At 62.3% G+C, this 15258-nt stretch carries 12 protein-coding genes and 2 tRNA genes; 4 read left to right on the top strand and 10 right to left on the bottom strand.

The window, feature by feature from the left end; translation table 11 throughout:
* Position 1 precedes the first annotated feature (1 nt).
* From dnaB to rnr, 7 genes are all read right to left on the bottom strand, one after another.
* Positions 2–1399 carry a replicative DNA helicase gene (dnaB, locus tag KHO53_RS13075; protein WP_010221608.1) on the bottom strand — a complete coding sequence of 466 codons (1398 nt, stop codon included), beginning with the start codon at positions 1397–1399 and terminating at the stop codon, positions 2–4.
* Positions 1400–1509: 110 nt separating this feature from the next.
* Positions 1510–1956, bottom strand: coding sequence for a 50S ribosomal protein L9 (gene rplI / locus KHO53_RS13070; protein WP_010221607.1), 447 nt, complete (start codon positions 1954–1956; stop codon positions 1510–1512).
* A gap of 21 nt (positions 1957–1977) precedes the next feature.
* On the bottom strand, positions 1978–2868 hold the full coding sequence (locus KHO53_RS13065) for a YybS family protein (RefSeq protein WP_010221606.1): 891 nt from the start codon (positions 2866–2868) through the stop codon (positions 1978–1980).
* 36 nt (positions 2869–2904) lie between these two features.
* Positions 2905–3135 carry a 30S ribosomal protein S18 gene (gene rpsR, locus KHO53_RS13060; RefSeq protein ID WP_009403887.1) on the bottom strand — a complete coding sequence of 77 codons (231 nt, stop codon included), beginning with the start codon at positions 3133–3135 and terminating at the stop codon, positions 2905–2907.
* Positions 3136–3163: 28 nt separating this feature from the next.
* Positions 3164–3589 (bottom strand): 30S ribosomal protein S6, encoded by a 426-nt coding sequence (rpsF, locus tag KHO53_RS13055; RefSeq protein WP_010221605.1) that lies wholly within the window; start codon positions 3587–3589, stop codon positions 3164–3166.
* Positions 3590–3865: 276 nt separating this feature from the next.
* Positions 3866–4618 carry a 23S rRNA (guanosine(2251)-2'-O)-methyltransferase RlmB gene (gene rlmB, locus KHO53_RS13050; protein WP_010221604.1) on the bottom strand — a complete coding sequence of 251 codons (753 nt, stop codon included), beginning with the start codon at positions 4616–4618 and terminating at the stop codon, positions 3866–3868.
* Positions 4615–7206, bottom strand: a complete 2592-nt coding sequence (gene rnr, locus KHO53_RS13045; RefSeq protein WP_036995504.1) for a ribonuclease R — start codon at positions 7204–7206, stop codon at positions 4615–4617. The genes rlmB and rnr overlap by 4 nt, the downstream gene beginning before the upstream one ends.
* Positions 7207–7472: 266 nt before the next feature.
* Between rnr and KHO53_RS13040 the strand changes: the two genes are divergently transcribed.
* The 4 genes from KHO53_RS13040 to KHO53_RS13025 all read left to right on the top strand — a co-directional run bounded on the left by KHO53_RS13040 (position 7473) and on the right by KHO53_RS13025 (position 10492).
* Positions 7473–7559 (top strand) — tRNA-Leu (locus KHO53_RS13040).
* Between the two features lie 87 nt (positions 7560–7646).
* Positions 7647–7733: transfer RNA gene (locus tag KHO53_RS13035), tRNA-Leu, on the top strand.
* A gap of 177 nt (positions 7734–7910) precedes the next feature.
* Positions 7911–8924, top strand: coding sequence for an extracellular solute-binding protein (locus tag KHO53_RS13030; RefSeq protein WP_010221602.1), 1014 nt, complete (start codon positions 7911–7913; stop codon positions 8922–8924).
* Entirely contained in the window at positions 8924–10492 is a 1569-nt protein-coding gene (locus KHO53_RS13025; protein WP_010221601.1) for an ABC transporter permease, read from the top strand. The genes KHO53_RS13030 and KHO53_RS13025 overlap by 1 nt, the downstream gene beginning before the upstream one ends.
* Here KHO53_RS13025 and KHO53_RS13020 read toward each other — a convergent pair.
* The 3 genes from KHO53_RS13020 to KHO53_RS13010 form a co-directional block, all read right to left on the bottom strand.
* Positions 10414–12447 carry a methyl-accepting chemotaxis protein gene (locus tag KHO53_RS13020; protein ID WP_213570371.1) on the bottom strand — a complete coding sequence of 678 codons (2034 nt, stop codon included), beginning with the start codon at positions 12445–12447 and terminating at the stop codon, positions 10414–10416. The genes KHO53_RS13025 and KHO53_RS13020 overlap by 79 nt on opposite strands.
* A 138-nt stretch (positions 12448–12585) precedes the next feature.
* Complete coding sequence (locus KHO53_RS13015; RefSeq protein WP_010221599.1) at positions 12586–13878, bottom strand: adenylosuccinate synthase; 1293 nt, start codon at positions 13876–13878, stop codon at positions 12586–12588.
* A 54-nt stretch (positions 13879–13932) separates the two neighbouring features.
* The gene (locus KHO53_RS13010) at positions 13933–15120 is read right to left on the bottom strand and encodes an ATP phosphoribosyltransferase regulatory subunit (protein WP_010221598.1); all 1188 of its coding nucleotides are present in this window, start codon (positions 15118–15120) and stop codon (positions 13933–13935) included.
* Positions 15121–15258: the final 138 nt, after the last annotated feature.

Here is a 15258-nt window from a genome sequence, read left to right as displayed (position 1 = left end):
CTTACTCGTCGTCGTCGAAGTTGTAACTGCCCGGCGCGAGGTTTTCGAAGCGTGTGTACTTGCCGATGAAGGCCAGGCGGATAAAGCCGATCGGGCCGTTCCGCTGCTTGCCGATGATGATTTCGGCAATGCCCTTGTGCTCGGTCTCCGGGTGGTAGACCTCGTCGCGGTAAACGAACATGATCACGTCGGCGTCCTGCTCGATCGCACCGGATTCACGCAAGTCGGAGTTCACCGGGCGCTTGTTTGGCCGCTGCTCGAGGGAGCGGTTGAGCTGCGACAAGGCGACTACCGGGCAGTTGAACTCTTTGGCCAGGGCCTTGAGCGAGCGGGAGATCTCGGAAATCTCGTTGGTGCGGTTGTCGCCGCTGGAGCCCGGGATCTGCATCAGCTGCAGGTAGTCGATCATGATCATGGCGATGTCGCCATGCTCGCGCACCAGGCGGCGGGTACGCGCACGCATCTCCGACGGGCTGATGCCGGCGGTATCGTCGATGAACAGCTTGCGGTCGTTGAGCAGGTTGACCGCCGAGGTCAGGCGCGGCCAGTCGTCGTCTTCCAGCTGGCCGGAACGCACCTTGGTCTGGTCGATGCGCCCGAGCGAGGACAGCATACGCATGATCAGCGATTCGCCTGGCATCTCCAGGGAGTACACCAGTACCGCCTTGTCGCTGCGCAGTACGGCGTTCTCCACCAGGTTCATGGCGAAGGTGGTCTTACCCATCGATGGACGACCGGCGACGATGATCAGGTCGGCGGGCTGCAGGCCGCTGGTTTTCTCGTCGAGATCGGTGTAGCCGGTGGACAGGCCGGTGATCGCGCTGTCGGTGTTGAACAACGTATCGATGCGGTCGATGGCCTTGGTCAGCAGGTCGTTGACGCCCACCGGGCCGCCGGTTTTCGGTCGGGCTTCGGCGATCTGGAAGATCTGCCGTTCGGCTTCGTCGAGGATCTCCGCGGCATTGCGCCCCTGGGGGTTGAAGGCGCTGTCGGCGATCTCGTTGCTGATGCTGATCAGTTGGCGCAGGGTCGCCCGCTCGCGGATGATCGCGGCATAGGCCTTGATGTTGGCCACCGACGGGGTGTTCTTGGCCAGCTCGCCCAGGTAACCCAGGCCGCCGACTTGCGAACTCAGGCCTTCCTTGTCCAGCTGCTCGTGCAGGGTGACCACGTCGAACGGGGCCATCTGGTCGGCGAGCTTGTGGATAGCGCGGAAGATCAGGCGGTGGTCATGCCGGTAGAAGTCGCCATCGGAGACTTGATCGAGCACCCGCTCCCAGGCGTTGTTGTCCAGCATCAAGCCACCGAGCACGGCCTGTTCGGCCTCGATGGAATGCGGCGGCACCTTCAGGGCAGCGGTTTGCAGATCATATTGCTCGGGGGCGGTTATCTCGTTCATGGCCACGCAGGAATCAGGGTGATGAAAAAGACAAAGGGCACGACCTGCAAAGCAGGATCGTGCCCGATGTTAACCGGCTGACACCCAAGGTGCCAGCCGATCGGTACAGCTTAGGCTGCGACAACAACCACGCGAACGGTGGCTTCAACGTCGCTGTGCAGGTGCACGGCAACGTCGTATTCGCCGACGTTACGGATGGTGCCGTTCGGCAGACGAACTTCAGCTTTGGCCACTTCAACGCCGGAGGCGGTCAGGGCGTCAGCGATGTCGTGGGTGCCGATCGAACCGAACAGCTTGCCTTCGTCACCGGCGGTGGCAGTGATGGTCACTTCCAGCTCAGCCAGTTGGGCAGCGCGAGTTTCGGCCGAAGCTTTTTTCTCTGCAGCGATTTTTTCCAGCTCAGCACGACGCTCTTCGAACGCAGCCAGGTTGGCAGCGGTCGCAGCGGTGGCTTTGCCGAATGGCAGCAGGAAGTTACGACCGTAACCGGCCTTAACATTTACCTTGTCGCCCAGGTTGCCCAGGTTGGCGACTTTTTCCAGCAGGATCAGTTCCATTTGGTATTAACCTCTTAACTTTTAACCTTCACCGTTCGCGTCATCGGCATCCTTGGATGCTGAACGACCACGAAAATCAATCAGGCTGTCGACAATGGCCAGAACCACGAGCAATGGACCGATCAAGTGCATGAAAGGCAACAGCGTGACGTATAACCCCACCAGCCAAAAATTGGCCAGGCGTTTCTGCGCGACCAGCCCGTGAATCAGGGCCAGCCCGGCGAACATGAACGCAACACTGCACAGCGGCAACAGAATCAATGCGTGCAGCCCCATGAACGGTGCTACAAACATGACGGCCAGCAATGCCAGCATCACGCCCTTGGGGAACCGAATCGCGCGAAATTCGCGACCGAAACCACCTGGGTTGTACAACAACGCCTGCCAATAACGCCCAAGAATCAGACATGACACGCTAAAGACCTGCAGCGTTATCGCTATTGAAGCGATCAAGATTGGGGCCATCACTGAGGCGAGCATTGCCTTCTGGTCCGCCGAGATAGTCTCGTAGGCTTTACCCATCACTAACGGCAAGGCATCTTGCGACGCTTTGGCGAGTGAATCGATGTAAGGACCCAGCAAGGTCCCCAGGCTCACCGCAAACAACAACCCCACTACCACGCTGACCAGCAGCACGCGGTTCCAGGAATGGCCTGCGCGCAAAACCAACGCAAGGCTGCAAGACCCCACCAGCACCAGCAACGCTGTCGGGTCCTTCAGGAAGTGCCAGCTCAACAACGTCGCCAGCAATCCCAGACCAAGGACGCTCAATGCGTCCGAACCGCGCCGCAGAAGCACAAGGCATCCCGCAGCGGCACTCAACCAGAACAACAGCGGCAATGCCGCCGATCCGGCCACGACAAGCGTGGCCTGCACACGTCCGCGCATGATGTAATCAGCTAGCGCTCGCATGCACTTTATCCTTTGCTACTTGTCGACGACCCGGTCTCAGCGGCCGTGGCTGTCGGTGTAGGGCAGCAGGGCCAGGAAGCGGGCGCGCTTGATAGCGGTAGCCAGCTGACGCTGATAACGAGCTTTGGTACCGGTGATACGGCTTGGAACGATCTTGCCGGTTTCGGATACGTAAGCTTTCAGGGTGTTGAGATCTTTGTAATCGATCTCTTTCACGTCTTCAGCAGTGAAGCGGCAGAATTTACGACGACGGAAGAAACGTGCCATGTAATAGGCTCCTCAAAAGGTCCGTGGATTACTCGTCAGCGTTATCGCTGTTGTCGCTGTCGTTGCTGTCATCGCCATCGGCGCTGTCAGCATGCTCAGGACGGTCGCGACGCTCACGGCGCTCACTGCGGTTCTCTTCAGCCTTGAGCATCTCGGACTGGCCGGTAACGGCTTCGTCGCGACGGATGACCAGGTTACGGATCACGGCATCGTTGTAGCGGAAGTTGTCTTCCAGCTCGGCCAGGGCCTTGCCGGTGCACTCAACGTTCAGCATCACGTAGTGAGCCTTGTGAACATTGTTGATTGCATAGGCCAGTTGACGACGGCCCCAGTCTTCCAGACGGTGGATTTTGCCGCCGTCTTCTTCGATCAGCTTGGTGTAACGCTCAACCATGCCGCCGACTTGCTCGCTCTGGTCAGGGTGGACCAGAAAGATGATTTCGTAATGACGCATGAATGCTCCTTACGGGTTGTAGTCTGCCACCAGAGTGGTCAGACAAGGAGTGAAGGACACTTGTATGTCTTGCCCTGGGAAAAGGCGCATGAACGCCTGCCAACATGGCAAGGGGCGCAATTGTAGAGAAGCGCCGAGGGACAAGCAAGGCAATTGGTGAATTATTGAGCAGCACCGAGGTGCTGCGATCGCCGGCAAGGCCAGCGCCCACAGACGTGCACAACACCTGTGGGAGCCGGCCTTGCCGGCGATGGGCTGCGAAGCAGCCCGCAGAGATCAGCGCTTGGCCTTAGCCTGCCGCTGACGAACGGCCTCGAACAGGCACACGCCCGTCGCCACCGAGACGTTGAGGCTGCTGACGCTACCGGCCATCGGCAGCTTGACCAGAAAATCACAGTGCTCGCGGGTCAAGCGGCGCATGCCCTTGCCTTCGGCGCCCATGATCAGGATGGTCGGGCCCGTCAGGTCCTGTTGATACAGCTCCTGCTCGGCCTCGCCCGCCGTTCCCACCACCCACAGGCCACGCTGCTGGAGTTTCTCCAGGGTCCGCGCCAGGTTGGTGACCGCCACCAAGGGGATGACTTCGGCCGCACCGCAGGCCACTTTACGCACCGCAGGGGTCAGGGTCGCCGACTTGTCCTTGGGCACCACCACCGCCAGGGCGCCGGCAGCATCGGCGGTGCGCAGGCAGGCGCCGAGGTTGTGCGGGTCGGTGACGCCGTCGAGCACCAGGATCAGCGGCGCGCCCTCAGTACGGTCGAGCAGCTCTTCGAGCATCGCCTCGCCCCAGACCTGGCTCGGGCTGACTTCAGCCACCACGCCCTGGTGCACGCCTTCAACCCAGGCATCCATCTCACGGCGCTCGGCCTGGCCGACCGCCACGCGGTTCTGCGCAGCAAGCTCAAGCAGCGGCTGCAGGCGCGGCTCGCTGCGCCCTTCGGACAACCAGATCTGCTTGACCCGCTTGGGGTGATGACGCAACAGGGCTTCCACGGCATGCACGCCGTAGATCTTTTCCAACTGACTCATGACTTGGCCTTGGGTTTACGTGACGCGGAGCCGGCTTTCGGCGGCCCTTTACGGTGCTTGCTCGGTTTTTCCGACTTGCCCGACTTGGATGCCGGCTTGCTACCTGCGTGCTTGGCATCGGACATCAAGGCCTTCTTCATCTCCCGGCTCTTGCGCACTTCGGCGTTTTTCGCCGCGGCATGGGAGGGGAAATAGGCTTCGGCGGTTTCGTTCTTCTTGCTCCGGCGCGCAGGTTCAGCGGCCTTGGTCACTTCAGCCTTGTCGAGCACCGGTACCGGCTTGCCGTCTTGTGGACGCACGCCTTCGCCACGCTGCTTGCGACCAATCGGCGCCTTGAGGGTGTTCTCGGCCATCTCGAAGTCGATCTTGCGCTGCTCGAGATCGACGCGCATCACCCGCACCTCGACGGTGTCGCCCAGGCGGAAGTTGCGCCCGGTACGTTCACCGGCCAGGCGGTGATGCACAGGGTCGAAGTGGTAGTAATCACCCGGCAAGGCGCTGACGTGCACCATGCCTTCGACGTAGATGTCGGTCAGCTCGACGAACAGGCCAAAGCCGGTCACCGCGGTGATCACACCCGGGAAGCTCTCGCCGACGCGGTCTTTCATGTACTCGCACTTGAGCCAGTTGACCACGTCGCGGGTGGCCTCGTCGGCACGCCGCTCGCTCATTGAGCACTGCTCGCCGAGCTGCTCCAGGGTCGCCTCGTCGTACGGGTAGATACGCGCCTTGGGAATGCTCATCGCACCGGCACGCTTGACGTGCGGGGTTTCCTGGCGCGAACGGATCACGCTGCGGATGGCCCGGTGGGTGAGCAGGTCCGGGTAGCGACGGATCGGCGAGGTGAAGTGGGTGTACGCCTCGTAATTCAGACCGAAGTGGCCATTGTTGTCGGCGCTGTACACCGCCTGGCTCAGGGAGCGCAGCATCACGGTCTGGATCAGGTGGAAATCCGGGCGGTCGGCGATGCTCGCCAGCAGTGCCTGGTAATCCTTGGGCGACGGCCCCTCCTTGCCCTTGTGCAGGGACAGGCCCAGCTCGCCCAGGAAGGCGCGCAGTTTTTCCAGACGCTCCGGTGGCGGGCCGTCGTGAACACGGTACAGCGCAGGGATTTCGTGCTTCTTGAGGAACTCGGCGGTGGCCACGTTGGCCGCCAGCATGCACTCTTCGATCAGCTTGTGGGCGTCGTTGCGCACGGTCGGGCGAATTTCGGCGATCTTGCGCTCGGAACCGAAGATGATCCGGGTTTCCTGGGTTTCGAAGTCGATCGCACCACGGGTATGACGGGCCGCCAGCAGCACCTTGTACAGCGCATAGAGCTGCTTGAGGTCCGGCACCACGTTGCTGTACTGCTCGCGCAGGGCCTTGCCTTCGCGGGTACGGGCGTGTTCGAGCATGCTGCTGACCTTGTTGTAGGTCAGGCGCGCATGAGAGTGGATCACCGCTTCGTAGAATTGGTAATCGACCATCTGCCCGGACTTGTTGATGGTCATTTCACAGACCATCGCCAAGCGGTCGACGTGCGGGTTCAGCGAGCACAGGCCGTTGGACAGCTCTTCGGGCAGCATCGGCACCACGCGCTCGGGGAAATACACCGAGTTGCCGCGCACCTGGGCTTCGGCATCCAGGGCAGAACCCAGGCGCACGTAGCTGGAGACGTCGGCGATCGCCACGTACAGGCGCCAGCCACCGGAGAACAGGCGCAACTTGCCCAGGCTCTCGCAGTACACCGCATCGTCGAAGTCGCGGGCATCTTCGCCGTCGATGGTGACGAACGGCAGATGGCGCAGATCGACGCGGTGCTCTTTGTCTTTCTCTTCGACTTCCGGCTTGAGCTTGCGCGCTTCCTTGATCACGGCTTCTGGCCAGACATGCGGAATATCGTAGCTGCGCAGGGCAACGTCGATTTCCATGCCCGGGGCCATGTAGTTGCCGATCACTTCGGTGATATCGCCCTGAGGCTGGAAGCGCGGGGTCGGCCAGTGGGTGATCTTGACCTCGACGAACTGACCGATCTTGGCACCGCCGTTGCGACCCGGGGTGATCAGCACTTCCTGCTGGACCTTGGGGTTGTCGGGGGTGACAAAGCCGATACCGCCTTCTTCGAAGTAGCGGCCGACGATGCTCTCGTGGGCACGGGAGATCACTTCGACCACCACACCTTCGCGGCGGCCACGACGGTCCAGGCCGGAAACCCGGGCCAGGGCGCGGTCGCCATCGAACACCAGGCGCATTTGTGCGGGGCTGAGGAACAGGTCGTCGCTGCCGTCATCCGGGATCAGGAAACCGAAGCCGTCGCGGTGGCCGGCGATGCGGCCGAGGATCAGGTCGAGCTTGTCTACCGGGGCATAAGTGCCGCGCCGGGTATAGATCAGCTGGCCGTCGCGCTCCATCGCACGCAGGCGGCGGCGCAGGGCTTCGATCTGGTCTTCGGTGGTCAGGCCGAACTCTTCGACCAGCTGCTCACGGGCTGCCGGCGAGCCGCGCTCGTCCAGACGCTGGAGGATCAGCTCACGGCTAGGAATAGGGTTTTCGTATTTTTCCGCTTCACGAGCGGCCTCGGGATCGAGGGTCTGCCAATCGGCCATTAGGAGGGGTTCACCTTGTCTATATAAGGGTTAGTTTGGCATAGGCGTATTGAAACCGGAAATTTCAGGCTTGGACAGCCCTGTCAGAGCCCCCTCAATGCTGCCAAAACCATCATAAGGAACAACGACTTGAATTTTTTAAGATTTTTTCTGAACGGGGGTTTACAGCTCTCAGAGGCATCCGTATAGTGCGCACCACAGCGACGGACACCGTCGTTATAGTTGAGATGCAACACGATGTGAAGCATCATGTTCCTCAGCGAAATGCCCAGATGGTGAAATTGGTAGACACGCCAGCTTCAGGTGCTGGTGACCTTACGGTCGTGGAAGTTCGAGTCTTCTTCTGGGCACCAATTTCAAATCTTAGAACTGCCTCCGGCTTCTGAGATTTACTGCAACACGCTACACTGTTTTTGTTTCAAGCTACACCGCTTCATTTTGCCCAGATGGTGAAATTGGTAGACACGCCAGCTTCAGGTGCTGGTGACCTTACGGTCGTGGAAGTTCGAGTCTTCTTCTGGGCACCAATTCAGATCAAACCCGCGAAAGCGGGTTTTTTCGTTTCTGCCCCTCCCCTTTTCCTCGCCTGCAATCCTGAAACGACCGATAGCCTGCTCATGAATTTTCCCTCACAAGGGCATTTGAGAAGCAATATCGATTATCATTGTTTCCAGATATGTAGCCGCAAGCGAGGAAGTACCCGCATGACGTTCCGCAATAACACCCTGTTGCGCGGCCTGGCCGTCTCTGTTTTTGCCATGGTGCTGGGCACGCCAGCCGCCATGGCCGCCGATCCTGTGGCACTGACCCTGTACAACGGCCAGCACAAGGAAATCGGTGAAGCCATCGCCAAGGCCTACGAGGCCAAGACCGGTATCCACATCAACATTCGCAAGGGCAGCAGCAACCAGCTGGCCAGCCAGATCATCGAAGAAGGCGATCGCTCCCCCGCCGACGTCATCTACACCGAAGAATCGCCACCGCTGAACAACCTCGGCGAGCTGGGCCTGTTGGCCAAGATCGATGATTCGACCCTGCAGGTGCTGCCCAAGGAATATGTCGCCGGCAACGGCACCTGGATGGGCGTCACCGCGCGCACTCGCGTGGTCGCCTTCAACCCCAAGGTGATCGACGAGAAAGACCTGCCGCCCTCGGTGATGGATTTCGCCGACCCCGAGTGGGACGGCAAGATCGGCTTCGTGCCGACCAGCGGCGCGTTCCAGGAACAGGCCGTGGCCATCCTCAAGCTGCACGGCCGCGACGCCGCCGAAGAATGGCTGACCGGCCTCAAGGCCTTCGGCAAGACCTACACCAACAACATGGTTGCACTCAAAGCCGTGGAGAACGGCGAAGTCGCGGCGGTGCTGGTGAACAACTACTACTGGTACGCCCTGAAGAAAGAGCGCGGCCAGCTGGACTCGAAACTCTACTACCTGGCCGATGGCGACGCTGGCGGCCTGGTCACCATCTCCAGCGCTGCTGCGGTGAAAGCCAGCAAACACCCGAAACAAGCCCAGGCACTACTGGCCTGGATGGCCAGCGAAGAAGGCCAGCGGGTGATTACCCAGACCACCGCCGAGTATCCGCTGCATAAAGGCATGGTCTCGGACCAGGGCCTGAAGCCCTTCGAAGACCTGCGCCCGCCGAAAATCAGCCCGGCCGACCTGGGTAATGCCGAAGAAGCCCTGGAGCTCGAACGCGAAGTTGGCCTGCTGTAATGAGCGCAGCCCTGCCCGCGGCCGCACTGGCCAGCCGTTACGTACCCAAGCGCAAGCGCCCGTCGATCTGGGTGGTGCTGCCGGTGTTGCTGCTGGTCGGGCTGAGCCTGTTACCGCTGCTGTATGTCGCCCTCAAGACCTGGGAAGCCGGCTGGCGCGAAGCCTTGCACCTGCTCTGGCGCCCGTTCGTTTGGGGCCTGCTGCGCAACACCCTGATGCTCATGGCCGGCGTCACCCTGGCCTGCATGGCCCTGGGCGTATCCCTGGCCTGGTTGCTTGAGCGCAGCGACCTGCCAGGGCGGCGCCTGTGGGGCGTGATCCTGTGCCTGCCGTTTGCCGTGCCGGCGTTTGTCAGCGGCTTTACCTGGGTATCGCTGAGCCCGCGCTTCGAAGGCCTGGGCGGCGCCATCCTGGTAATGAGCCTGTCCAAATATCCGCTGGTGTTCCTGCCGGTGGCGGCCACGTTGCGCAACCTCGACACCTCGCTGGAAGAGTCGGCGCGCACCCTGGGACAGACACGCTGGGGCGTATTCTTTCGCATCACCCTACCGCTGCTATGGCCGTCGATCATCGGTGGTAGCCTGTTGATTGCCCTGCACATGCTGGTGGAGTTCGGCGCCTTGTCGATCCTCGGCCTGCAGACGTTCACCACCGCGATCTACCAGCAGTTCGAGCTGGAGTTCAGCAACGCCAACGCCGCCATGCTCTCGGCGGTGCTGTTGTTCATGTGTCTGCTGATGCTATGGCTGGAACTGCGCGTGCGCGGCAAAGCCCGGCATGTGCGGATCGGCCAGGGCGTGGCCCGGCGTGGTGCGCCGATTCACCTGCGCGCATGGATGCCGGTGGGGCAGCTGTACTGCCTGACATTGGCACTGCTGGGCAGCGGCATTCCGTTGGGCATGCTCGGCTACTGGCTGAGTGTTGGCTCGTCGGCGGCGTTTCCGCTGGCCGATATCAGCCGCGCCCTGTTCTCGTCGCTGTCGCTGTCACTGGGTGGCGCCGGGCTGAGCCTGTTGCTGGCTCTGCCGGTTAGCTTCCTGGTGGTGCGCTACAAGGGCCGCCTGGCGATCTGGGCCGAGCGCCTGCCGTACTTGCTGCATGCGCTGCCGGGGTTGGTGATTGCCCTGACCCTGGTGTACTTCGCCCTGCACTACGTGCCGGCGCTGTACCAGACCACAGGATTGTTGTTGCTGGCTTATGCGCTGCTGTTCCTGCCGCTGGCCCAGGCACCGGTGCGCACGGCCCTGAACAAGGCGGCGCCACAGCTTGAAGAAGCCGCACGCACCCTTGGCGCGACGCAGTTCACGGCGTTCTGCCGGGTGACCCTGCCAATCATCTTCCCGGCCCTGGCTGCGGCATTTGCCCTGGTGTTCCTGGATGCCATGAAGGAACTGACGGCGACCCTGCTGCTCAGCCCGACCGGCATGACCACCCTGGCCACCGAGGTGTGGGCGCATACCGCCAACGTCGAGTTCGCGGCAGCGGCACCTTATGCGGCGCTGTTGATTCTAGTGTCCGGGTTGCCGGTGTATCTGCTGACTACGCGGATGTACCTGAACCGCGCGTGATGCCTGAAAAGCATCGCGGGGCAAGCCCGGAACTGCCCCAAGCTGGCCTTGAGCTGCGCTGCCAGGTCATCGAGCACCTTGCTGCTGGCGGTGGTCTGCATCACCACCTCGGCGGCCCGCTCGGCCTGGGTGTGAATGGTCTGCACCCGGCCGCGCACCGCCTGAGCACCCTGCGCCTGCTGCTCAGCCGCACGGGTAGCCAGGCCGATGGCCGCATGCACCTGCTCCACCGAGGCCTGCACCGACTGCTGCACGCGAGCGTTATCGCGTAGCACCAGCAGGCCCTCGCTGGCTTGCCGCCCTGCCTGGCTGATCGCCGCCACCGCTTCTTTCGCCCCTTGCTGCAACGCACCGATATGCGCCTGGATATCACCGGTAGAGCTCTGGGTTTTGCTCGCCAGCGCCCTCACCTCATCGGCCACCACAGCAAAACCACGGCCGGTTTCCCCGGCGCGCGCCGCCTCGATGGCAGCGTTGAGCGCCAGCAAGTTGGTCTGCTCGGCGATGCCATGGATCACCGTCAGCACCACCTCGATCTGCTCGCTTTGCTGGGCCAGGCGCTCGATGACCTTGGAACCGGTCTCGACCTGCCCGGCCAGGTCCTCGATAAGCTTGGCCACCTGAGTAGAGGTACGGCTGTTCTCGTCAGTGGCCTGACGAATATCCACCACCTGCTGCAAGGCCGACTGCATGGCCTGGCTTTCAGCCTGGGCCTCATCGGCCATGCTCGACAAGTCGCGCAGGCTGGCGGCAACCTCATCGCGCTGCAGCTCGGCAGCGGCGTCGGCGCCAGCATTGCGCTGGGCCATGGCGCCGATCTCGATGCCGGTACGCTGGGCCACCTCGCCGGCCTCGCGAACGATGGGCTGCAGCTTGGCGACGAACTGATTGACCGCTGCGGCCATATCGCCGATCTCGTCGCGGCTGTCGATGGTGACGCGCTTGGTCAGATCGCCCTCACCCGCCGCCAGGTCGTTCAACGCAGCGATCAACAGGCGCAACTTGTTGACCACGCGCCGACCGAGCACCACGGCCACCACCAGCAACACGCCCAGGCCGACCAGGGCCAGACCCACGCCGATGTTCCAGCGCAGGGTTGCCGCGGCGTCCTGGACGCTTTGCGCAGTGTTGGCCTGCATGCCGGCCGCACTCGCCTGAGCCGCTTCCAGGCGCGCGCTCAGGGCCTTGTTGCTGTCTGCTGCGGCGCCCACCAGGCTGTCGCCGACCAGTTGATCACCACTGGCAATCAACGCCGAGAAGCGCTTGTCCAGTGCCACCAGCTCATGGTCAACCACGGCAGTGGAGACGCCCATCAGCACCTTGCCGATCTCGACACCGTTGGGGTTGATCGAGGCTTCGACAAGGTACACCGACGGGTCGTTACGCGCGGCATCCAGTACCTTGTCCAGCGCCCGCTCGCCCTGCCCCCTCTCCAGCAGCGCCTGGTTGATCGGGTTCTGCCGGTTGAGGTAACGGGTCAGGTGCTGGCCCTGAGCGTCGTCGTACACCACGAACAACACGTTGGGGTTGCGCTGGGCCCGACGGGAGAACTCCGACAGGGTCGGCACGTCGTTATCCCACATGGCTCGCGGCGCCACCGAGGCCAGCAACTCGGCCATGTCGTTGGCCGAATCCTTGAGGTTCTTTTCAAGGGTCGCGCGCAATTGTGCCTGTTCATCCTGCAAGCGCGTGGAAAGGCCTGCAGTCAGGCGCTGACGGGTACTGGTGGAGAGGCTATCGAGCCCGGAGCTGACCTCCCTGCCAGCCTGTTCGAGTTCAGCGGCAAGCTTCTGGCTGTCGGTAGCCAGACGATTGTCCAGATCGGCCTCCAGGGCAGTGACCGTGCTCCGGGTCAGCGCGACCGCGACCAGCACCTGCACCAAAAGAGCGATACCAAGAGCAACAAAGACAGGCCGCAACAGGCGGCTTCGTAACAGTGAGAGAACGGCAGACACGAAAGAACCCTCTACTTCTGGGGCCATTAAGGTGATGGCACCGCTTGAGCGATTCTTACAGCAAAGGTTGTGCCGATCAGCCGACAGAAACGACAAAGGCCCCTATCAAGGGGCCTTTGTCTTTACATCAGTCGCGAATCAGGCGAACGGATGACGCAGCACGATGGTCTCGTTGCGGTCCGGGCCGGTGGAGATGATGTCGATCGGCGCGCCGACCAGCTCTTCCACACGCTTGATGTAGGCACGGGCATTGGCCGGCAGTTCTTCCAGGGTCTTGGCACCCAGGGTCGACTCGCTCCAGCCCGGCATTTCTTCGTACACCGGCTCCAGGCCGATGTAGCTGTCGGCGTCGGTCGGGGCGTCGATAACGGCACCGTTCTCGTTTTTGTAGCCCACGCAGATACGGATGGTTTCCAGGCCGTCGAGCACGTCCAGCTTGGTCAGGCACAGGCCGGAGATGCTGTTGACGTCGATGGCGCGACGCAGGATCACGGCATCGAACCAGCCGCAACGACGGGCACGGCCGGTGGTGGCGCCGAACTCATGACCACGCTTGGCCAGGAAGGCACCGACGTCATCGAACAGTTCGGTCGGGAACGGGCCCGAGCCAACACGGGTGGTGTAGGCCTTGGTGATACCCAGGATGTAGTCCAGGTACATAGGGCCAACGCCCGAACCGGTAGCGATGCCGCCAGCGGTGGTGTTGGAGCTGGTAACGAACGGGTAGGTACCGTGGTCGATGTCCAGCAGCGAGCCCTGGGCGCCTTCGAACATGATGTCCTTGCCGGCGCGACGCAGGTTGTGCAGCTCGGCAGTGACGTCGAGCATCATCGGCTTGAGCAGCTCGGCGTATTCCATGCACTCGTCCAGCGTCTTCTGGAAGTCGATTGCAGGCTCTTTGTAGTAATTGACCAGCACGAAGTTGTGGTAGTCCAGCAGCTCGCCGAGCTTGGCAGCGAAACGCTCGCGGTGGAACAGGTCACCGATGCGCAGGCCGCGACGGGCAACCTTGTCTTCATAGGCCGGGCCGATGCCGCGACCGGTGGTGCCGATCTTCTGCTCGCCACGGGCTTTTTCACGGGCCTGGTCGAGGGCCACGTGGTAGGACAGGATCAGCGGGCAGGAAGGGCTGATGCGCAGGCGCTCGCGCACCGGTACGCCTTTCTCTTCGAGCTTGTTGATTTCACGCAGCAGGGCGTCAGGTGCAACCACCACGCCGTTGCCGATCAGGCACTGCACGCCTTCGCGCAGCACGCCCGAAGGGATCAGGTGCAGCACGGTCTTTTCACCGTCGATCACCAGGGTGTGGCCAGCGTTGTGGCCACCCTGGTAGCGCACTACGGCGGCAGCATGTTCGGTCAGCAGATCGACGATCTTGCCTTTGCCCTCATCACCCCACTGGGTGCCCAGGACTACGACATTCTTACCCATAACACTTGTCCTCATTCGCGCAAACTTGGCGCCGGCTCGTACCGGCGGGGAATCTCAAATGGCCAGCGGCAGAACCTGCCAAAGCCCGTTTTGCTGAATCAATTGCCGATCGCAATCCGCCTCGACGGCGGCAGTCAATGGCTGCCCAGGCAAGGCCTGAACCACCCGCTGACCTTCACTGCGCAATTGGCAGACCAACTGCCAGAGTGCCGCATCGCTGCTGTCGGGCATCCAGATCCCGCCAGACGGCAATACCACCTCGGCTCGCCCCAGTGTGACCAGGGTCTTCAAATCCGTGGAGAAACCGGTGGCCGGGCGTGCCCGGCCAAAGTCTGCTCCGATGTCGTCGTAACGACCGCCCTGGGCGATCGACTGACCGACACCCGGGACGAACGCGGCAAACACCACACCGGTGTGGTAGTGGTAGCCACGCAACTCGCCCAGGTCAAAATACAGCGGCAGCTCGGGGTAACGCGTGGCCAGCCGCTCGGCGATCGCCATCAGGTCATCCAGTGCCGCCAGTACCGCCGCCGGTGCACGGCCCAGACGCACACGCGCCTCAGCCAGCACTTCGCGACCACCGCACAGCTCGGTGAGCGAGCGCAGCATGGCGGCCAGGTCCGCTGGCAGCTTGGCGGTCAGCTCGATCACTTCGTCGACGGCCTTGCGCTGCAGGGCATCGAACAGCTGCTGCTCGATCGCACCCGACAAACCGGCGGCACGGGCCAGGCCGCGGTAGATACCGACGTGGCCAAGGTCCATGTGCACGTCCGGTACATCGGCCAGTTGCAGCATGGCCAGCATCAGGCTGATCACCTCGACGTCGCTGACCGGGCTGGCGTCGCCGTACAGCTCGGCACCGAGCTGGATCGGGCTGCGCGAGGTCGACAACGCCCGTGGCAAGGCATGCAGCACGCTGCCGGCATAGCACAGACGGCTCGGACCTTCACGACGCAGGGTGTGCGCATCGATGCGCGCTACCTGCGGGGTGATGTCGGCACGGAAGCCCATCTGCCGGCCCGATTGCGGGTCGATGACCTTGAAGGTCCGCAGGTCCAGGTCCTGGCCGGCACCGGTGAGCAGCGATTCCAGGTACTCGATATGCGGAGTCACGACGAAGTCATAACCCCAGCTCTGGAACAGATCCAACACCTGCCGACGCGCGATTTCGATGCGCGCCGCCTCAGGTGGCAGTACTTCTTCGATGCCATCTGGCAGCAGCCAGCGGTCTACCGTTGCCATTACGCCATTTCCCCTATGGTCCGGGCGGCTTGCCCGCGGGCGAGCCTTGAGTGAAGCAGGTATCGGCAAACAATGGCGCGCAGCACCGATTCCAGCGCTACCGCCGTGCCTATACCCTCGAATACCTTGGGCTGCTCT

Origin of the sequence: Pseudomonas sp. RC2C2 (assembly GCF_018390435.1) — a bacterium.
Taxonomy (GTDB): domain Bacteria; phylum Pseudomonadota; class Gammaproteobacteria; order Pseudomonadales; family Pseudomonadaceae; genus Aquipseudomonas; species Aquipseudomonas donghuensis.
Note: the sequence above shows the minus strand (reverse complement) of the source record. Positions and strands in the feature narration are given on the sequence as shown.